The organism is Enterobacter cloacae complex sp. P16RS2 (assembly GCF_014982155.1).
Lineage (GTDB): Bacteria > Pseudomonadota > Gammaproteobacteria > Enterobacterales > Enterobacteriaceae > Enterobacter > Enterobacter cloacae_M.
The window spans coordinates 74,731-94,624 of record NZ_JADCKW010000021.1 but is presented as its reverse complement, the minus strand read 5'-3'; the positions used below and the strand labels follow the sequence as shown (position 1 = coordinate 94,624).

The following is a 19,894-nucleotide window of genomic DNA, read 5'->3' as shown; positions in this document are numbered from 1 at the left end:
AATATGATATTCCCATCTTATCGTGTTCATTATAAATGCGTATATATTAAATATAAACGTCTTAAGCACTAGCAATAAATAAACAATACTGCTACCTATAATACAATATGTGAATGATATTATTCCATTTTTTATCTCTGTAGTTAGAGGAAGTATTTTAAATACATTTGACCCCACACCTTTTGGCTGACAAAATAAAATAACAAACAAATAGAGGAAAGTACAAAATATAAAAGCAATAAAAACTTTCATAAATGACACAAAGTTGTATTTTAGTACTGGCATTTTAGTTTCTGGATGTTCATAGGCCATCATTGTCAAAAACATGTCAGGTTTAGACAGTGTCGCAAAAATTGTAAAACCAGCAATTAAAAAACCCAATGTAGTTACAGTGAAATTAAAACCTAAGGAAGACCAGTTCCTTATATCAGTTATTAAAACATTAGAATCCTTTTCTAAAAAGAAAGAGTTAGAAAAAAGCAGGATAAATACAGATAATAGAGAACAAAGAGTAGATGTGCTCATTTTAATCTTGCAAGCCAAAAGATAAACATCCCAAAGACATTTTTCTTTAGTTATATCACCTGCTTTAATCTTTTCGATCATTCCGAGAACCTTTCAAAAATTCGACGAAGTATTCCAATTGTTTTTTGTGGAAGTTCAGCAGGTAAGCTAATCTTTCGGAGGTTAACTAACTCCTCAAATTTTGTATATGCTTGCGTAGCAGCTTCTATAGTGTCAGTTGCTAACTCCTCAATTTCACTAGTTAAGCTAAATGTATTATTATCTCCCTTAAGATACTCGCCACCATCATCATAACCTTTAATATTTATGGCTGAATTAGCTAGCTTTGTAGCCGATGTTAATTGTTCGAGAACAGGCTCAGCATTAAGCCCCTGGGAATTATTCGAGAATCTCATTGTTGTATTATTACTTCCAGTAGACTCTGAAGCTGAATTTACTGCATCCCAGAAGCTATCATTATCAATTTCTTCTTGATTAGTTGGTAATAGCTTTACAGTGACGTTATTAATTTTTTCAAAGGAATTAATAAAATCTTCTAATGTTTGAGCATCTGTAAGGGTCGTAACTCTTAATTTTGGCGCTGGAGTTTCCTCACGAAGAGATTTTTTTGTTATTCTCGGTAAATCTGGATTTTGCTCTCTAAACTCAACTTCAGCCAAATATAATTCATTTATGTAATTTTCATATTGCTTATTGAGGCAATATTGGCTAGTTGACTGGAAGTTTTGGATTGTCGGAGCATTAGCAACCTCTTGACATAATATAAGTCTATGCGTATTTAATATAAGTAAGAAAAAAGAACTCGGAGCAGTCTCCATTTCATCATGATCTTCAACAAGAACAGAACCATCAAATATCTGGTCTCTTGAAAGAACAGTATTTTTTACAATTCGTCCTTTGATACCCAATACAGGTGGATCATTTTCAGGATTCAATACAACACATTCAGTATCAATGAAAAAAAACTCAGACTTATCTCCAAACTTTCGAATGTGATTCATTTCTAAAAATGAAGGAAAGACTATATCGTCGTAATAATCTAATAAAACTTCCTCACCAAATCTCAAAGTATAATTGCCAAACTCGAGCTTTTTTACAAAAACCATAACGAACATCCTTATTGAAAAATCCAACAATTCTTTATGAATTTTCTAACTTTCGACTAAATGACTTAAGATCTAATATCCTATTCTCTTAACTACATTTTTATCAATTATAATTGATGTCTAATTCAGTGATCTTGATCAAGCTTCAATCGTTTGATTTCGTTTTTTCCTAAAGTCTTAAGCCAATTCCCCAAACTCATCCCTGCATCCTTTGCTGCGGCCTCAAATTGCGCCTTCAACTCCGGCGTAATACGAATTTGAAAAGTTGGTGCTTTTCCTGACTTAGATTTGTTAGGGTCGCGTTTAGCTGTTGACATGTACGTACCTAAGAGAGCAAAATATCCTCAGTGAGGTACGTACCTTAACATACGAAAACCTCAAATTGAAACGCCCTCGTCGGGTACTCGCAATACCGGACGAGAGCTAACCTCACCAACTATCAAGGAGTTGATTATGGCTGATTCGCATTCTACCCCAGACACCGACCAATCCGGAACCGAGCGTTCGTTAATTGTGGGATACCGCCCGAATGTTTTCGACAAATCCACGCCGAAAATAATCCTTTCAGGCAAGTGGCTGCGCACGGCGGGTTTTGATACCGGACAGCAGGTCACGGTAAAGATCATGAAAGGGTGTATCGTTCTGGTGGCGTATAACGAGCAGGAGCAGAGGTTGCAGGATGATTATAAACGGACGAAGGCAAAGCTCATTGAGATAGAGGACGCGCTTGCCGCGATCCAAACTCCACGTCCCGGAAAGCGCCTCGCAAAATCAAATACAAGCCACCTGGCTTAACGACTGTTTCTGGCATACAACCAGCCATGCGTGTTAGACGATGTAGATGGGGAGACGACATGCAAAGAAAGACGCAACCCCATCGCCGTGTTCGAACCATCAATTAGCATCTCGTAAATAGAATTTCTGATGGCGAAATTGATCAGCATCCAAGTATCCGGAAATTCCGGATACTTGGCCAGGAAAGGAGACATCAGATTTCTAGTGAGAGATCACTACAATCTCAAAGCAACACTCGTAGTTACGCTCAGCTCGTGGCACCCAGTTTCGCCTTTACCGGCCATACGGCTATTAAACTAATACACAACGGATCTAACGCCCTCATTCTCACGCTCATACAATATCTAAATTGATAGCCAATCATTATTCATGATAAATATAATACAAGGTTAAAATCCCTGTTATTTTTATTAAAGATAAATTATTGCGATATGCATCACAGCAGAACACCAATATTAATAGAAACTTGTGCCTATGTTTACTGTTAAAGGGTGCAATATGTATTATAGCGACTCATTAATAACATCAATAGATGCACATAAAATATTGGCTTTAAAGTTAGAACATGCCTTAACTGGCGTAAAAGATGAAGTATTAAAGCAAGCACAACTGTTAGATGATGGGGCAACACGATTAAGCTATCAACTTTCGTGCTTTACTGAAAACTATCAGGACGTATGTTTACGGTTACGCAAAGAAGACTCAAGATTTTTGATAGGTATTGTCCAGTTAATAAAACACAGAGACGTTATCTTTAAGATGCTCTATATTTATATTAAAAGTCTATTAAGCAACAAGAGTGAAAAAAGAATACATAACATACAACGAAATCTTATGTATTTAGGCATATCAATTTCATCATCGATGCTCTCCAGCCAGGCTTTTATATATTCGGCAACTATTGCAATTTGTAGTAGTGTTCATACCAACATTTGGATGAAAGAAAAGATCACATCGTTTTCTACTTATGCTGTCCTTGGTTTAAAAGTTTATGGCATCGTTGAGCAGGCATCCAGAAGCGCCAACCATCTAAAAAACTATAATGCTTATTACTATAATCTCCTTTATCAGGAAGAGCTTGAAATGATGTTTTTCTTGATTGAGCCCATAATAATGAGGTCCCCCATACTTAACCAAGCTTATGCTTCAGACAGCGACATTGCATATGCGATTTCAAGGATGATAAAGGGATGATCAAAGCTATTAAATACTGGCTAAAAGGCCAACTCATATTCTTCCTGAGAGGAGCAATTCCCCTTTTATTCGTCATAATATTTGCACTATTTGCCGTAACCTGGCTACCCGAAAAAATCGTAATGAATGCAATATGGTCAATTGTAGTTATTGTAGGCCTCTATATCCTTTTACATAAAAAAAGATAATGACTATTTAACAGGAGTAAATTATGTCAATTCCCGCTCATCTGTGGTTGTTTGATGAAAATGGTTCGCCCATAGTTGGTCCATCCTTGCTGCCAGCGAGATTAGGATCGTTTGAAATCCGTTCAGTTATCCATCAGGTATGGATCCCTGAGAGCTCGAATACGGGTCGTTTGACAGGTACGAGAGTTCATTCCCCCTTAAACTTGCATAAGGAATTTGATGCTGCAACGCCTGTTTTGTATCGTGCAATGTGTGAAGGAAGAATATTCCAAAAAGCAGTTTTGAAAATGTATCGAATTCTTGACCAGGGTGTTGAGAGTGAGTATTTCAATATGATAATGGAGAACGTAAAGATCACCTCTATATCACCCCTGTTGCATCCCACCGGCTTAACAAGCACGCATCTCGAAGATATTCAACTCCGTTACGAGAAGATTACATGGAAACATTGCGATGGGAACATTGCCTACACTGATGAATGGAATAATCGTGCTACGTATTAGGGCATCTAAAATGAAAGTAATGATATTTTTGGCTGCACTTCTATTCCTGGTTCAAAATACATCAGCAGCCCAAATGTCCGGCTTCGCAGCCAGGTATTATCAGGATGATGGAACAACGCCGGAAGAACCCACAACAATGCCCCTCTATCCCACTATTACCATCGGTAAGAAAACCGTGCAAATGGAGGTTACTCACCTGTCAGATATCACCAGCACACCAGTCAACAAAGACAGTTCCGCTCGTTGGGTCTGCCTTCATGACGACGATGGCACGAATTACTGGTTCATCTCGGATAACGAAATGGGTGCAGGATTGTTAACTGCGCTAGCTATTGCCAGGGATGGCATCCATGAAGGGTGTGCTAAAACAACGGAACCTGTCAGAGTCTCAGTCGCTAATGTTCCATTATTAAACGCGACGCATGGGAATTTAGTCACATTGTTCGGCAAGAAAGAGATCGCCAAAAAGAAAGCGATGCTTTTTTATCAGGAGACGCCAGTACAGAATGGATTCATCCAGAGTAATACGGTCTCTTATTACTTCGATGGCGATAAAGTGCGAGGCGTAATCATCGGGCAAATTACCAGTAACTAGCTTGCAGACTCCCTCTCCAGAGGGAGAGGGAGAGGGAGTTAAGCCTGTCCACCCAACCGCATATGCAACAACGGAAACGGATTCCCCTGCCCATCCAGTTCCGAGCGTCCGACCTGCTCAAACCCCATATGGCGATAAAACGCGACGCCCTGCGGGTTCTGCTCATTCACGTCCACCTCGTTCGCGCCGAATGCCGCGATGGCGTGTTGCATCAGCAATTTCCCGACGCCCTTCCCCCGGCTCGCGTCGTCAACAAACAGCATTTCAATGCGGTTTTCATCCACGCCTAAAAAGCCGTGAATGTCGCCTGCTTCATCGCGAGCGATCACGACCTTGAGGTGAGGCAGATAGGCGTTAAGCAATAACGGGCGCAGCGCCGCAATATCGCTTTCCTGTAAAAAGTGGTGAGTGGCGCGGACTGAAGATTCCCAGATCGCAACCAGACGTTCGAAGTGTGTGGGGAGTGCGGTTTCTATTTTCATGGGGGGATCATGTGCGGTTTAGAACGTTAATTCAAGTAACTCAGCGCGCCCTGTTCCCCCTCACCCTAGCCCTCTCCCTCAGGGAGAGGGAACCGATTGTGCGGTTTGTCCCCCCACACAGCTCGCGCTAAACCCTAATCTCCATCACCGCGTACACGCCGTCCTTCGGCACCACCACGGTGACGTTTTCCACCGGCACGCCCGCCGCGAGGTGAATATCCTGCAGCTGCTGTAACGACCTAGGGTGAATATCCTCCCAGCCGATACCGCGCAGCACAAAATCAATTTGCGGGCTGTTGGTGAGCATGTTTGACACAATCACCGCCCCGCCGGGCTTGACCAGCCGCAGCGCGCGCTGGAGAAAAATCACCGCGTCGGTATCGTTGAAGTATTCGAAAATCCCCAGCGCGTCGACCAGTTCGGCCTGCTGCTCGCCCAGCTCCAGCAGCAGGTCTTCGTTACGCACCAGCGTATGGAGCAGGTTGCGCCTGAGCAGGGTCAGCTGTTCCCCCACTACAATCCCTTCCTGCGCCGCCATGGTTTCGGCCCAGCTGAGCGCCACCGGGTCTTTGTCCACCAGCGTGAGATACACCCGCTGGCCGTCGAGCTTTGCTTCGCGCAGCGCCTCCAGCACCGGAATGGCGGCACCGCTCGCCAGGCTGACCCAGTTGTTCTCGCTCTCATTATGAATGTACTTATCCACCAGCGCGGCCAGCACCCGGGCGCGGGAGCGCACGCCAATCGCATCGTTAGCGTGGATAAACCACTGGCGGCTGTCGCTGTCCATTTTCGTGCCGTCGGGCAGGCGGTCTTCCAGCGGGTTTTGCACCACAAACAGCGCCAGCGCGGAGGGCACCAGCCGGGTGCGCCACGCGGTGAGCGCCGGGCGGTTGCGGAAGGCCTGTTCGGAATAGCGGTTCTGGGGAACCAGCACGGCCTGCCCCCCTTCGTCGTATTCCACCCTCGGGGGCCGGAGCGCTGGCTCGGCTTTCAGGGCGCGGTCAAGGGAGGCGATCTCGCGGGCAGCGTCGTCTTTCATCGGCCACTGGTCGCTGACGTCGGGAGATGACGCGCTGAAAATCGTCATATTTTCCGGTGCATCGCCGCGAAAAGGCTGCCAGTTCATGTCGTCTTCCCTCCGTTAGGCTTTTAACGGAAGTCTATCCAGGCGAGCCAGTAATACCCTACGAAGAAAGCACGAAATAGGTGCATCAGTTCTGCGACGTGCGCCATACCCCCGGCGTGCAGCCGTACTCGGTCTGAAAATGACGAATAAAGTGGGCGCAGTCGCTAAACCGCATCCGTCGCGCAATATCCGTAACGCTTTGCTGAGAGTTTTTCAGCAGCCAGCAGGCATAGCGCAGCCTGGCGCTGCGAATAAATTCCCGCGCCGTTTTGCCAAACTCGGCGTGAAACAGGCGGTTAAGCTGGCGCTCGCTCAGCTTAACGTCCTGCGCGAGCCTGGCGGCGTTCAGCGGGTGAGTCAGATACTGTTCGACGATCGTCACCGCCCTGCGCAGCCGTGAATCAGGGATCATGGCGATATTCGCGGGCCGCGGCGTGGCGGCGTCATGCGGAGGAAGGGACAGCCGCCGGGAGGTGGTGGCCGCAATGTCGTCTCCCCCGTGGGCTCGGATAAGCGCCGTTACCAGGGTGAGCGTTGAGATCCCGCCCGGGCAGGTCAGCAAATCGCCTTCGTCGATAAAATCGAGGCCTTGCTCAGCATAAACCTGCGGAAACCGTTGGGTGAAAACGTCATGGTGATGAGGATGAATCGAGGCGCGGCGCTCGTTCAGTAAGCCTTCCTCCGCCAGAATAAAGCTGCCGGTACCAATACCTATCAGGGGAACGTTGTTGTGATAAGCATCCGTGAGAAACGCTCTGTCGCCACGGTGTCCCTGGTGAAGATGCTCCAGACCCCCGCCGATAGCCGCAATATAGTCAAAGTTGCCGGGCGGCGCATGGGCGGCCTCCGGCCGCAAGCTGAGCCCTGAGCTGCTCACTACCGGTAAGTCGGGATAAGTGCTTATATGACTGAGTTTAAAGCGTATTTTCTGGCTACGCTTCTGGACGCTGGATGCAATGCGTAACGCCTCTATTAATCCTGAATATGCGAAAAGCGAGAAATGGGGCCACAGGAGTAAACCCATATGCAGGGATTTATTCCGTGCAGGCGTCATTCTGACGCTATCATCAATTATATTTTTCATTAACTTGCCGAAGAATAATTACATTATCGCAACATTATTGTTGCTGTTATATTTTCCTAAGATAGGTCCTGGCTGTTAAATCAAGCATAAATGATGCCCGCAAAAACTTAAAAACATTTCTCCCTGTCGCTATCCGTTTTTTGACGTGTGGCACACATAGGTCGGCAGCGTCCCCAGAATAAATAAATAATTCTCATTCTGCTGTTTCTTAATACGCATATAAATATTCTTATTCGGATAGATAAAAAATAAGGGCTCGTACTTCTCCAGCCAGCTATCGCTGATGTTGTCGTCCGGAAATTTCATATTGCGTATGGACGTCAGATTATAGACGCTGTCTTTGCGCTCAATCTGAAAGAAAACTTTGCGATTCAGGGTCTTCGTGGGATCGCTTTTCAACCGGCCATTCATGCTGAGTATTCCGCTGTTACCCTCCACGGTGTAATTCAGCCACAGAGAGAGCGTCTCATCACGGTGATGCTGAATAAAGTTCGCCTGACAGGAAAAGGGCTGAATGTAATGGCGATGCCAGAGGTAATACGCCGCCACGACAGCCCCCATCAACAGGCACAGGCAGAGCGCAACAAGCGTTTGACGGTAGCGAACCATACTAGCGATCCTCTATAAAATAATCGGACATACAGCGGTTGGGTTCCGTCATCGGTCTGTCACAGCGAATGACCGACGCGCGAGGCAGCAGGATGTATCCGCTGACGTACACCCAGGGATAGTTCGCGCACTGGTCCTTAAACGGGGCGGCATAGGCCAGGGCTTTATCCCGGTCGCGCTGCGTTTCAATATCGCGAGAAAAATAGAGCTGGCATTCGCCCATCTTCATCGCGAAGCGGTACCCGTCGACGAAATAGCTGTCATGCAGCAGGTTATGGCTGATAACGCTCACGCCAGCCAGCATCAGCAATAGCACCAGCGCGCCCGGCAGCCAGAAGCGGCGCGTCGAGTCGGTCGGGGCGACGGTCTCTTCGCAGACATCCGGAGCAGCACGTTCTTCCTCATCAGCCTGCGGCTGCGTCTCTTTAACGGTGATTTGCGTATCGCTTGCGAGCGTCAGTCCAATCCGCGGGATAGTGACAATCGGATCGGTTTCAAACCCCACTTTCTTCAACCCCTTACGCAGAATAGAAATATTCTGGTAGTAGGTATTAGGCGAAACCAGCATCCCCCGGCGCTGCCAGACAATATCCATGCACTCCTGTTGAGTCACAATACTTCCGACTCTTTCTATTAATAACAACAAACAGCGCCCCGCCGGGGAATTTAATACCACCACCCGGTCAGGATTGTTGAGATCGCGTAATGTGCTGGCCGCTGGATGAAACTCTACCAGGCCATTAATAATGTAATGCTTATGCATAGAATGGGCTAAATACCTCCGGTCAACGCCTGTTGCTCCAGTAGATTCCCTTCACGGTTAACATGCGTATCCCTCGCCTGTGTAAGGATTAATGTGACGGATAAATGCGCAACTGTATATCCTGGCGCCTGGCGAAAATTCTTATTTTTCCTTTCTCTTTATCTGACGGGTCTAAAGTTTTCTTAACCGCTATTTAAAGCCGTCTTGACACTGACAAAACTCGACAAATCCGCCCGTTGAACGGTTTAGCCATCATTGTCTGAATTATTCAGCACCCTTAATTTGTTTTTTTAACAAAAAGGAGAGAGGACGGGCGTTCCCGGCGGGTTTCGAAATTATGCCCCATTCGAAACCTGTCGTCTTAATTAACAATTTCGGCACGGAACTGTTAGTCACCGTCAGTAACAACCCGCGTCGCATGACGTCCCCAGACTATTTCCTTACAAAACATTTATTAAAGCTAACTTTTCAGTAAAAACTATCGGTATGATTATTTACAGGCAGATAAGCAAAAGCCGGTTCAGCGAGGAGAAATTGACGCTACACCTAAACCGTACTTAAAACAAATTAAGATTAATTCAGGTTACCTCTTTTACGCCCTGAGTATAGTGGGCTCACACCGTGCAATGCTTAATTGCTTCGAAAATACAGGCATCGTTCTGCCAGACAGACGAGTCTCATTACAATTATAAATCGAGGGAATGACATGGCGAATAAGCTCAACAACACACGTCATTTAAATATCGCGCTATTGGGTGGAGATCACTTTGCGCGCCAGGGGATCGCCGCGTTATTAAAAAATATTGTCCCGGCTATGCAGATTACGGCATCGATCGATAATTACGCGGAGATCGAAACGACACTCGCGGCCGCACCGGTAGACGTGATTTTTTTATCCGGCATGGAGAAATATCACGCGGGATATGACTGCCTGAAATATATCAGGAAGATGAAAGTCCTTTATCCCGACGTACTTATTTGCATGTATTCCGCACCGGCAAATTCCTGGCTGTGGATACGCGGTGAAATAGACGCCTATCTCTCGCTGCAGGACCCGCTTTATCACTGGCGAGCCAGCGTATTAAAAATGGTCGATAGCCGTTATCGCCCAATAAAAAAACCCACGGCGTTATCGCTGACGCCGGGTGAATGGAGGGTATTGAAGGAACTGCGAAAGGGTCTGGATATGCGTTACATCGCCGAAACAGAGCAGCTTTCTTACCGTCGTGTCAGCGCGTTAAAAAGCTCAGCGATAAGAAAACTCGGGCTCAGGAACAAGACAGATTTGCTGGTCTTTTTAACCAGTTAGACCTGCTGCTTTCAGAGCAAATCTCGACATAACACCATAATGGAATCAGGACAATGAAAGCTCAATTCAATAATAAAACGCTGCTCGCGATCGCTATTGCGGCATTACTACCAGCGGGCACGGCCCTGGCTGCCGGCACCAGCGGCGGCACGGTGAACTTTAGCGGCAAAGTGGTGACTTCCGCCTGCGCCATCAGCGCAGGAAGCGCCAACATTGACGTGGATATGGGTGAAGTGCGTACCGCAACGCTGGCGACCGCCGGCAGCGAAGCCAGCACGGCAAAAGCGTTTGCCATCACCCTGGAAGATTGCGAAATCGCCGATACATCAGCCTCTACGGATGAGAACCCGATTGCCGCCACAACCGTGGCTGTCACCTTCACCGGCACGCCGGACACTTCCGATGTTAATAGCTTGTCCGTCGGGGCAAACGGCAGCGCCAACTCTGCGCAAAACGTGGCTATTCGCCTTTATGACGAGCAGGGCAACGTGGTGAAGCTGGGTGAACCCGCTTCGGCCATCCCTCTGCGTAAGGGTGCCAACACCCTGAACTTCAGCGCGAAATATTACTCGCCGAAGGGCGGCGCCACCGCGGGTGATGCCAGCGCCGTCGCAACCTACACAGTGACCTATTCGTAATCTTCAGGCCCGGTCTGCGAGCCGGGCCTGTCTTATCTTTCAGGAGTAACACTATGCGCGTAAACACATGGATTTGCCTGGCGGGCGCGTTATGTTCCTCCGCCGTCTATGCCGGCGGCGTGGGGCTGGGCGCAACGCGATTGGTCTACTCCAGCGCCACCAGCCAGGCCATGATGCAGGTGAGAAACACCCATCCCGACGCCACGTTCCTCATCCAGTCCTGGATGGAGAATGAGAAAGGCGAACGCACCAACGACTTCGCGATCACGCCGCCGCTGTACGTCATGAAACCGGCCAGCGAAAGCGCGGTGAAAATCATGTTTACCGGTAAGGCCCTGCCAGAGGATCGGGAGACGCTCTACTGGATGACGGTCAAAGCCATCCCCCAGCAGGCGAAAAGCGGCACCGGGAATACGCTGCAGTTTGCGTCGGCTAACCGCATCAAGGTCTTTTATCGCCCGGAGGGACTCAGTGAGACCCCGGGAGAGGCGTGGAAAAAACTGACCGGTGCCTATCGCGCCGGAAAAGTCACGCTCAGCAACCCCACGCCGTACTACCTCACCACCATCAACGTGAAAATTGACGGTATGCCGGTGCAGCCGGTGATGGTGCCCCCGAAAGGCAGCGTGACGCTGGCCGAAACCTTCAGCCATGCGGGCAGCATGAGCTATCAAACCATTAACGATTACGGGGCATGGACCCCCGCCACGCGCGCGTCGTTATCCCAATAATAAAAACAGTAAGGCGTGACCACGTGAAAATAAAAATCCTGTGCGCCACGGTGATCTCCCTGGTGATTCGGCAAGCCGTGGCTGCTGAAAGCGAGCTGCAATTTAACCCCGCGTTCCTCAACGGCGAGAGCGCAAACAGCGCCGATCTCGCCTGGGTGAACGCCGGGAGCGCGTTGCCGCCGGGTGATTACAATCTCAACGTGTATATCAATACGAATTATGCGTTCACGGGAAACGTCACGTTCCGCCTTGCTGAAGACAGCACGGGTGAAGCGCTGCCCTGCCTCACGCCTGAACAATTCGCCGCGCTGGGCATCGATAGCCATCAGGCGAAGGGCGGAGCGCTGCCGCTGGCGCAGCGCTGCATTTTCTTAACGAAGGCGTTTGCGGATACGCAGTTTGATCTGGACCAGAAGACGCTCACCCTGAGCTTCACCGTACCGCAAAGTGCGATGCGAAATTTGCCGCGCGGGTACGTCAGCCCGGAAAGCTGGGAGGCGGGCATTCCTGCCGCGTGGCTGAATTACGTGGTCAATGGCTCGAACAATGAGTATCGCGGCGAGACGCGCACGCGGGAACAGCAGCTGTTTGCGAGCCTCAACAGCGGCGTCAACCTGGGCGCGTGGCGGCTGCGTGATTTCACCACGTGGACCAAAGACAGCAATGAGCTTACCCACGTGCAGACCTGGCTGCAGCGCGATATTCACGCCCTGCGCGCGCAGGTGTATGCCGGGGAAACGTACACCTCGGCGCAGGTGTTCGACTCCGTGGGCCTGCGCGGTATCGCCCTGAAAACCGATGACAACATGCTGCCCGCAAGCCTCAGCGGCTATGCGCCTGAAGTCCGGGGCATCGCGCGCAGCAACGCCACCGTGACGGTTCGCCAGAACGGCAATATCATCTATCAAACCTCCGTTCCACCAGGGGCGTTTGTGCTGAAAGATCTCTACCCGACCTCCTCGGGAGGGGATCTGGCGGTCACCATTCAGGAGAACGACGGCAGCAAAACGCAATACACGCTTCCCTTTGCCAGCGTGCCGAACCTGGTGCGTAACGGACAGGTGAAATATGCCCTCGGCGCCGGGAAATACCGTCCAACGGGCAATCAGGATGCGCCCTCTTTCGCGCAGGGCGAGCTGTTCTACGGCTGGCGATACGGCCTGACGTTTTACGGCGGGGCGCAGTTTGCCGATCGCTATAACGGCCTGGCCCTCGGGTTTGGGCAAAACCTCGGCCGCTTTGGCGCCTACTCCATCGACCTGACCCACGCCCGCAGCCAGCTGGCGGACGATCGGCACTATACCGGTGATTCGGTGCGCCTGCGCTACAGCAAGCTGCTGAACGACATTGGCACGCGGGTTAACTTCTTCTCGCTGCGCTACTCCACGAAAGGGTTTTATACCCTCAGCGACACCACGTACAAAGGCATGTCGGGCGGATCGCCAAAGCAGACGGTGGAAGACGATGGCACCGTCACCACCCAATACGACACCGTGTACAACCTGCGCATGTCGCGCAAGGCAAAAAACCAGCTGCTGCTGTCGCAGCCGATGGGACAATACGGCTCGCTGTCACTGTCATGGGATCAGCAGACCTACTGGAACACGTCAAATACCACGCAAAGCCTGCAGTTTGCGTGGAACGCCACGTTTCGCAACGTGTCGCTTGGCGTCAGCGTCCAGCGAAGCTCGAGCCTGTATGACGACAAGAAAGATAACATCCTGTCGATGTCAATTTCGGTCCCGCTGGGCAACCCGACGCTGTCGACCCGCGCGCGCTTTACCACGACCCATGCGGACTCCACCGGCACCACCACCAGCACGGGCGTGAGCGGCTACCTGCCGGGTGAGGAGAATCTGTTCTACAGCGTCAACCAGCGCTACAGCTCCCGACAGCACTACGGCGGCGATGCCACCCTGCAGTACGAAGGCGCGTGGGGAGACTACAACCTGGGCTACAGCTACGCCAGCGACTCCCGCAACCTCAGCTACGGCATCAGCGGCGGCGCGGTAGTGCATGAAGATGGCCTGACGCTGAGCCAGCCGCTCGGGAACACCAACATTCTGGTAAAAGCGCCGGGAGCCAGCAACGTCGCCGTGCTTAACCATAAGGGCATCAAAACGGACAGCCGGGGCTACGCGGTGATCCCGTACGCCACGCCGTATCGCGTCAACCAGGTCGCGCTGGACGTGACGACCGCCGGCAATGACGTGGAGCTGGAAAACGCCATCGCCAACAAAACGCCTACCGATGGCGCCCTGGTTCGCGCCACCTTCATCACGCACCAGGGGGCTAAAGCGATGTTTATCGTGCGTCACGGCAACGACGTGCTCCCCTTCGGCACGCTGGTCTCGCTCGATGATGACAAAACCAGCGGCATCGTCGGCGATGGCGGCAGCCTGTATCTCTCCGGTTTGTCAGAGAAGGGCACGCTGAACGCCGTGTGGGGCCGCGGCAGCCGCCAGCGCTGCGCCATTACCTACGCCTTAAACAAGCAGAACTATAACGCCCGCACCGGTCTCTATTCTCAGGAGGTGGTATGTCAGTAACGTTCCGGATCGGCTGCATCGCACTGCTGGTTTTCGCTCTCCCCGTTCGCGGGTATGACGTGCTGGTCTCCGTCACCGGCAATGTGATTGGCAACACCTGCGTGGTTGCAGAGGGCTCTGAGGTGCAAAACGTGCCTCTGGGCACCATTGGTATTAAACAGTTCAGCCGTGCCGGAGCCGTCAGCAATATCAAAACGCCCTTTACGCTCAGGCTTGAAGCGTGCGGGCCAACCTTTGCTGGCGTAAAAATCCGCTTCAGCGGTACGCCGGATGATGCCAACCCGCAGCTGCTGAAGATTGCTGACGGTGGCGCTACCGGCGTGGCGGTGCAGATCCTCGATAAAGAGAGCGTACTCATTCCCCTGAATACAAAGACCACCGCATACGGAACCGCGGGAGATGACAGCGTACAGATGACCTTCTATGCGCAGCTGGTTGCCACTGGCGCACCCGTGAGCGCCGGCGATGTGTCAGCCCTCGCCACCTGGACAACGGAGTATCTATGATGCGTTTAGCGTTTCTTCTCAGCGGATTTCTTTTCTGCGCCAGCGTGCAGGCTCTGGACTGGAAATCGGACATTACGCTCTCCCCTCAGCCGATGACCTACAGCGGGCCGGCGGATTCCGTGGTGCCGGGCAGCATTATCGGCTCGACCTGGAGCGCCACCGCCAGCGTGCAGCAGGTGTTCTGGTGCGGGATTGTTTTTACCTGCAACAAAGGCACGCTGCAGCCCAGCAGCAGCGCCATCACGAGCGGTGCGACGGTCACCGTCGACGGGGTGAACTACACCGTTTTTGAGACCGGCGTACCGGGCGTGGGGTATATCATCGGGCTGAAGGATTTTAAGGGAACAAAATACATTCCCCTGCAAACCGGTATCACGCAAAGCTACCCGGCAGAGGGCACCAGTGGGTTTGCCCAGGATCTGGGCTGGTCGGCAAAGGTCACCTTTATTAAAACCGGTGCCGCCCTGAAATCCGGCGTCTATAACATCCCGACCATCAACGCCGCGGTGCTCACCGCCTATAACAACGAAACGAAAACGGCGCAGGTGATTATCAGCCCGACCAGCATCACGGTAACCGCCAGCGGATGTACGGTTGGCAGCAAAAACGCCAGCGTGGCGCTGGGTACCATCGATATGCGTACCCTGCCCACGGTGGGAAGCACGTCGCCATCGGGGGCGTTTACCGTTGGCCTGACCTGCGACGCGGACGTGGCGGTTCACGCGGTGATGACCGATCAGACCACGCCGTCGAACACCTCGTCGGTGGTGACCCTGACCGGAGACTCAACGGCGTCCGGCGTTGGGGTGCAGTTTTTCTATAACGGCACCGGACCGCTGACGATGGGGCCAGACAGCTCGGCCGCGGGCACGACCGGCCAGTTCTTTATCCAGAGCACCACGGCGGCGCAGACGCTCACGTTACCGTTCCAGGCGCAGTACATCAGAACCGGCGAACTGGTCCCCGGCTCGGCCAACGCGCTGGCCAGCATTACGTTTTCCTACCAGTAGGGGCTACTGCTTCACCCACACCAGCTGGTCAACCCGGAAGCCCAGACTGCGCGCGGTGTTCAGGTAATCCTGCTTCACCGCATCCGGAATGGTTGGCGTGCGCGACAGGATCCACAGGTAATCGCGGTTCGGGCCGCTGACCAGGGCGTACTGGTACTTATCGTCCAGCCTGATCACGTTATAGCCGCCGTAGAACGGGCCGAAGAAGGACACCTTCAGCGCGGCCGTGGTCGGTTCGCCGGTAAAGTACGCTTTGCCTTCGCTCTCGTTCCACTTGTTCTTCACCGGATCGTAGCCCCGGTTGAGCACGCTGATGCCGCCGTCGCTGCGCTTGCCATAGGTGGCGGTAACCTGCTCCAGCCCGCGTTCAAAGCGGTTTTCCAGACGGGCGACCTCGTACCATTTGCCAAGATAGCGGCTGGCGTCAAAACCGGAAATCGGCTGCACGCCCTTCGGCGGCGTGGGGGATTTACAGGCGACCAGCGTCAGCGCAATGGCAACACCGGTCACAACAGGCCATAGCTTCATGAGAATTCCTTTCATTTGCACGGTTGGATGTTAAGTGTAGTGCACCGTTTCGGCGCTTCATCCCGTTCGGGAAAATTCGTAGTATATTGAGAGTATTCCTCCACTCTGGACACGGACATGGCTTACTCCATCGGCGAATTCGCCAGACTCAGCGGCATCACCGCCACCACCCTGCGGGCGTGGCAGCGTCGCTATGGTTTACTCAAGCCACAGCGCACGGAGGGCGGCCACCGCCAGTACAGCGACGAGGACGTCCAGCAGGCGCTAAAAATTCTCGACTGGGTCAAAAAAGGCGTCCCGATCGGCCAGGTCAAACCTCTGCTGGAGCGCCCGACGCCGGGTCGGACCAACAACTGGCAAACCCTGCAGCAGAACATGCTGCAACGCCTGCAGGACGGCAAGGTCGAGTCCCTGCGCCAGATGATTTACGACGCCGGACGCGAATACCCCAGGCCGGAGCTGGTCGCGAACGTGCTGCGCCCGCTGCGCAGCCAGGTCTCGGCCAACGTCGCCGCCGCCATGACCCTGCGTGCGATCCTCGACGGCATCATCATCGCCTACACCTCGTTTTGCCTCGAAGGCGATAAAAAAGCGCCGGGCGATAACATTCTGCTCAGCGGCTGGCACCTGAACGACCCGTGCGAGATTTGGCTCGAAGCCTTAACGCGCACCGGACAGGGCCACCGAATCGACATCCTGCCGGTTCCGCCTGACGCGCTGGCACCGGAAATTTTCCCGGAGCGCAAATGGCTTCTGGTCACCAGCGGCAAACTCACCGCCGGGCGGAAAAAACAGGTGGAGCAGTGGCAGCAGCAGGTATCGCTTGAAGTGATTATCCTCTGATAATTTTCTCCTGCGGGAATCTTCACGAAAAGTTGAATATTTTCCCGCGCCGCAGATGCTAACGTTTTCCTGTGACGAATAACTCAACAGGAAAACACCATGAAAAAAACTGCCCCTCTGCTGATCCTGGCCTCGATGGCCTTTGCCCCTGCCGCCTTTAGCGCCCCTGCCGGCACGCTGAGCGTCCACATTCTCGACCAGCAAACCGGGATGCCGCCATCGGACGTGACCGTTACGCTGGAGAAACAGCAGCAGGACAAATGGACCCCGATTGCCAACGGCAAAACCGACCACGACGGCCGCATCAAATCGCTCTATCCGCAGGATCAGGACATGCAGCCTGGCGTGTATAAAGTGACCTTCAAAACCGCAGAGTACTTCCACGGTAAAAAGCTGGACTCCTTCTTCCCGGAGATCCCGGTGCTGTTTACCGTGACCCGCACCAACGAGAAGCTGCACATCCCGCTTCTGCTGAGCCAGTACGGTTACTCGACCTACAAGGGTAGTTGAGACCCGTTGATTTTAAAGGAATAAAAAAAATAGTTCCTCTAATACTTGGACAAATTAGTCATGTTGTGTAAGTTTTAATTATATGAACGGGAGGACTACACCATGACAACGAAACCTGTGCTCGGTATTAGCGGATGTTTGACCGGATCCGCCGTTCGCTTTGACGGCGGACACAAGCGTATGGGCTTCGTCATGGATGAGCTGGCCCAGTGGGTGAATTTCAGGCCCGTCTGCCCGGAAATGGCTATCGGTCTGCCGACGCCTCGCCCGGCCATACGCCTGACGCTGACGGACAGCGGCGAAACGCAGCTCCGTTTCAGCAAACCGCCTCATGATGACCTCACGCAGAAAATGGCCGAGTTCACGGCGGACTATCTGCCAAAAATCGGCGATCTGTCGGGATTTATCGTCTGTGCAAAATCCCCAAGCTGCGGCCTGGAACGCGTGCGGCTGTACGATGAAAACGGCAACCGGGGCCGCAAGGAGGGCGTCGGGCTGTTCACCGCCGCCCTTCTTGAAACCTACCCGTGGCTGCCCGTCGAGGAAGACGGTCGGCTGCACGACCCGGTGCTGCGGGAAAACTTTATCGAGCGGGTATTTGCCCTGCACGAGCTAAACACGCTGCGCGCTAAAGGTCTCACGCGACGTGGGCTGCTGGATTTCCACAGCCGCTATAAATTGCAGCTGCTGGCGCACCATCAGGCGGGCTACCGTGAAATCGGCCCGTTCGTTGCCTCGCTGCACGAGTGGGAAGACCTGGACGCCTTCTTCGTGGCGTACCGGGAAAAACTAATGACCATCCTGAAAAAACCCGCCTCGCGGAAGAATCACACCAACGTGCTGATGCATATCCAGGGGTATTTCCGTAACCAGCTGAACACCCGCCAGCGCGGCGAACTGCGCGACGTGATCCTGCACTATCGCAACGGACAGTTGCCTATTCTCGCCCCGATCACGCTGCTGAAGCACTACCTGGCCGAATACCCCGACCGGTATCTGATGACGCAAAACTACTTTGATCCCTATCCTGATGATTTGGGTCTGCGTCTGGCAGTCAAGTGATCATAAAAATGCGAAGGCCCCATTGACCCGTAGAGGCCCAAAGCAGTACCCCGTTTAGACGACATCCTCACTGTCGTCTCTTTTTTGCATTTCACCTCAAAGACTGTGATTATATACAGGCTTATTCTGCGAAAGGGGCCTGCCTGTGATCAACACCCTGCACATTCAAAACTACCGCTCCATCCGCGACATGTCGCTGGAGCTGGAGCAGCTCAACATCGTCTTCGGGCCGAACGGCACCGGGAAATCCAATATTTACAAGGCGATACACCTGATGCACAGCGCCGCCCAGGGGCAGTTTTCCCAGGCGCTGGCGAACGAGGGCGGCATTCTGAAGGTGTTCTGGGCAGGCAAAACCCGTAGCGACCAGCTACGACGGATGAATCTGGCCGTGGAAACAGAGTCCTACGAATACGAGCTGCAGGTCGGGTTTGTGGAGAAGCTGCCCTATCCCTCGCAGTTTCAGCTCGATCCGGTGATCAAAGAGGAGTCCATCTGGCTGAGCGGCCAGCACCGTCGGCCTTCATCACAGCTGATGAAGCGTAAGAACCAGGCGGTGTTTCTCAACAACGTGCATCACGAGAAAGTGACCCACAGCGGCACGCTGTACGAGAACGAATCGGTGTTCGGACAGCTCGGCGAACCGCATCTTTATCCGGAAGTGTCGCAGATGCGTGAGTCCCTGCGTAACTGGCGCTTTTATCATGAGTTTTCTGTATCAATTGGCTCGGCGATGCGCGCCCCGCAGGTCGGCTTCCGCTCCCCGGTGCTGGCCAGCGACGGCGCCAACCTGGCGGCCGCGTTTCAGACCATCGTCGAGATCGGCGACGAGCTGCTGCTGATGCGCATCCTTGACCAGGCCTTCCCCGGCTGCGTGTTTTACAGCGACAACACCGGCGGACGTTTTCGCATGATGATGCAGCGCGAGGGGCTGAGCAGGCCGCTGGAACCGGCGGAGTTCTCCGACGGCACCCTGCGCTTTCTGTGCCTGGCGGTAGCGCTGTTAAGCCCGCGCCCACCGGCGTTTATCGCGTTGAACGAACCGGAAAACAGCCTGCACCCGCAGATGCTGCCCGCGCTGGCGAGCTTAATTGCCGAGGCCAGCCGCTACTCGCAGATCTGGCTCACCAGCCACTCGCCGGAGCTGGCAAAGTTGATTGAGAAGCAGAGGTCGTTTTCGCTGTATCAGCTATCGATGGTTGAGGGGGAGACGCGGGTGGAGAGGCTGGGGTAAGCCG

The 19,894-nt window shown here is 52.4% G+C and carries 23 protein-coding genes; 14 read left to right on the top strand and 9 right to left on the bottom strand.

Annotated features, from left to right (window positions below; genetic code table 11):
• The 3 genes from INF68_RS15315 to INF68_RS15305 form a co-directional block, all read right to left on the bottom strand.
• Positions 1–606, bottom strand: a 606-nt coding sequence (locus INF68_RS15315; RefSeq protein ID WP_193525339.1) for a hypothetical protein, incomplete at its 3' end; no start/stop codon positions are given.
• A complete protein-coding gene (locus INF68_RS15310) occupies positions 603–1,631 on the bottom strand; it encodes a hypothetical protein (protein ID WP_126786501.1) in 1,029 nt (342 codons plus the stop codon). The genes INF68_RS15315 and INF68_RS15310, both read right to left, overlap by 4 nt.
• Before the next feature lie 125 nt (positions 1,632–1,756).
• Positions 1,757–1,948, bottom strand: a complete 192-nt coding sequence (locus INF68_RS15305; protein ID WP_126786502.1) for a toxin-antitoxin system HicB family antitoxin — start codon at positions 1,946–1,948, stop codon at positions 1,757–1,759.
• Between the two features lie 136 nt (positions 1,949–2,084).
• On the opposite strand from INF68_RS15305, the gene INF68_RS15300 reads away from it, so the two are divergent.
• The 4 genes from INF68_RS15300 (at position 2,085) to INF68_RS15285 (ending at position 4,906) form a co-directional block, all read left to right on the top strand.
• Positions 2,085–2,426, top strand: coding sequence for a SymE family type I addiction module toxin (locus tag INF68_RS15300; RefSeq protein ID WP_126786503.1), 342 nt, complete (start codon positions 2,085–2,087; stop codon positions 2,424–2,426).
• A 498-nt stretch (positions 2,427–2,924) separates the two neighbouring features.
• Complete coding sequence (locus INF68_RS15295; RefSeq protein ID WP_126786504.1) at positions 2,925–3,620, top strand: hypothetical protein; 696 nt, start codon at positions 2,925–2,927, stop codon at positions 3,618–3,620.
• A 211-nt stretch (positions 3,621–3,831) separates the two neighbouring features.
• Positions 3,832–4,311 (top strand): type VI secretion system tube protein TssD, encoded by a 480-nt coding sequence (locus tag INF68_RS15290; protein ID WP_126786505.1) that lies wholly within the window; start codon positions 3,832–3,834, stop codon positions 4,309–4,311.
• A 10-nt stretch (positions 4,312–4,321) separates the two neighbouring features.
• Positions 4,322–4,906, top strand: a complete 585-nt coding sequence (locus INF68_RS15285) for a hypothetical protein (RefSeq protein ID WP_227412871.1) — start codon at positions 4,322–4,324, stop codon at positions 4,904–4,906.
• Between the two features lie 38 nt (positions 4,907–4,944).
• Here the strand turns inward: INF68_RS15285 and INF68_RS15280 are convergent, their stop codons facing one another.
• The 5 genes from INF68_RS15280 to INF68_RS15260 form a co-directional block, all read right to left on the bottom strand.
• Positions 4,945–5,388 (bottom strand): acetyltransferase, encoded by a 444-nt coding sequence (locus INF68_RS15280; protein WP_126786506.1) that lies wholly within the window; start codon positions 5,386–5,388, stop codon positions 4,945–4,947.
• Between the two features lie 127 nt (positions 5,389–5,515).
• Positions 5,516–6,514 (bottom strand): class I SAM-dependent methyltransferase, encoded by a 999-nt coding sequence (locus INF68_RS15275; protein ID WP_126786507.1) that lies wholly within the window; start codon positions 6,512–6,514, stop codon positions 5,516–5,518.
• 85 nt (positions 6,515–6,599) lie between these two features.
• The gene (locus INF68_RS15270; protein WP_126786552.1) at positions 6,600–7,538 is read right to left on the bottom strand and encodes a GlxA family transcriptional regulator; all 939 of its coding nucleotides are present in this window, start codon (positions 7,536–7,538) and stop codon (positions 6,600–6,602) included.
• 189 nt (positions 7,539–7,727) lie between these two features.
• A complete protein-coding gene (locus INF68_RS15265) occupies positions 7,728–8,207 on the bottom strand; it encodes a hypothetical protein (RefSeq protein WP_023309865.1) in 480 nt (159 codons plus the stop codon).
• 1 nt (position 8,208) lies between these two features.
• Positions 8,209–8,970, bottom strand: coding sequence for a winged helix-turn-helix domain-containing protein (locus INF68_RS15260; RefSeq protein WP_088544610.1), 762 nt, complete (start codon positions 8,968–8,970; stop codon positions 8,209–8,211).
• A 706-nt stretch (positions 8,971–9,676) separates the two neighbouring features.
• On the opposite strand from INF68_RS15260, the gene INF68_RS15255 reads away from it, so the two are divergent.
• Genes INF68_RS15255 through INF68_RS15230 form a run of 6 tightly spaced genes read left to right on the top strand, consistent with a single transcriptional unit; the run spans position 9,677 to position 15,713 of the window.
• Positions 9,677–10,279 (top strand): LuxR C-terminal-related transcriptional regulator, encoded by a 603-nt coding sequence (locus INF68_RS15255; protein WP_109845912.1) that lies wholly within the window; start codon positions 9,677–9,679, stop codon positions 10,277–10,279.
• 53 nt (positions 10,280–10,332) lie between these two features.
• Positions 10,333–10,917 carry a fimbrial protein gene (locus INF68_RS15250; protein ID WP_023309862.1) on the top strand — a complete coding sequence of 195 codons (585 nt, stop codon included), beginning with the start codon at positions 10,333–10,335 and terminating at the stop codon, positions 10,915–10,917.
• A gap of 53 nt (positions 10,918–10,970) precedes the next feature.
• On the top strand, positions 10,971–11,648 hold the full coding sequence (locus tag INF68_RS15245) for a molecular chaperone (RefSeq protein WP_126786508.1): 678 nt from the start codon (positions 10,971–10,973) through the stop codon (positions 11,646–11,648).
• A gap of 23 nt (positions 11,649–11,671) precedes the next feature.
• On the top strand, positions 11,672–14,197 hold the full coding sequence (locus INF68_RS15240; RefSeq protein ID WP_126786509.1) for a fimbria/pilus outer membrane usher protein: 2,526 nt from the start codon (positions 11,672–11,674) through the stop codon (positions 14,195–14,197).
• Entirely contained in the window at positions 14,188–14,703 is a 516-nt protein-coding gene (locus INF68_RS15235; RefSeq protein WP_126786510.1) for a fimbrial protein, read from the top strand. The genes INF68_RS15240 and INF68_RS15235 overlap by 10 nt, the downstream gene beginning before the upstream one ends.
• Complete coding sequence (locus INF68_RS15230) at positions 14,703–15,713, top strand: fimbrial protein (protein WP_126786553.1); 1,011 nt, start codon at positions 14,703–14,705, stop codon at positions 15,711–15,713. Before INF68_RS15235 ends, INF68_RS15230 begins: the two co-directional genes overlap by 1 nt.
• A 3-nt stretch (positions 15,714–15,716) precedes the next feature.
• On the opposite strand, the gene INF68_RS15225 is transcribed toward INF68_RS15230, so the two are convergent.
• Complete coding sequence (locus INF68_RS15225) at positions 15,717–16,241, bottom strand: lipocalin family protein (protein WP_033147067.1); 525 nt, start codon at positions 16,239–16,241, stop codon at positions 15,717–15,719.
• Positions 16,242–16,358: 117 nt separating this feature from the next.
• Here INF68_RS15225 and INF68_RS15220 point away from each other — a divergent pair, with 117 nt between their 5' ends.
• From INF68_RS15220 to INF68_RS15205, 4 genes are all read left to right on the top strand, one after another.
• Positions 16,359–17,084, top strand: coding sequence for a MerR family transcriptional regulator (locus tag INF68_RS15220; protein WP_029740778.1), 726 nt, complete (start codon positions 16,359–16,361; stop codon positions 17,082–17,084).
• Positions 17,085–17,183: 99 nt separating this feature from the next.
• Positions 17,184–17,594: a hydroxyisourate hydrolase gene (gene uraH / locus INF68_RS15215; protein ID WP_023309856.1), complete on the top strand. Its 411-nt coding sequence runs from the start codon at positions 17,184–17,186 to the stop codon at positions 17,592–17,594.
• A 102-nt stretch (positions 17,595–17,696) separates the two neighbouring features.
• A complete protein-coding gene (locus tag INF68_RS15210; protein WP_047173159.1) occupies positions 17,697–18,656 on the top strand; it encodes a DUF523 and DUF1722 domain-containing protein in 960 nt (319 codons plus the stop codon).
• A gap of 145 nt (positions 18,657–18,801) precedes the next feature.
• Positions 18,802–19,890 (top strand): AAA family ATPase, encoded by a 1,089-nt coding sequence (locus tag INF68_RS15205; RefSeq protein WP_063409831.1) that lies wholly within the window; start codon positions 18,802–18,804, stop codon positions 19,888–19,890.
• The last annotated feature ends 4 nt before the right edge of the window (positions 19,891–19,894 follow it).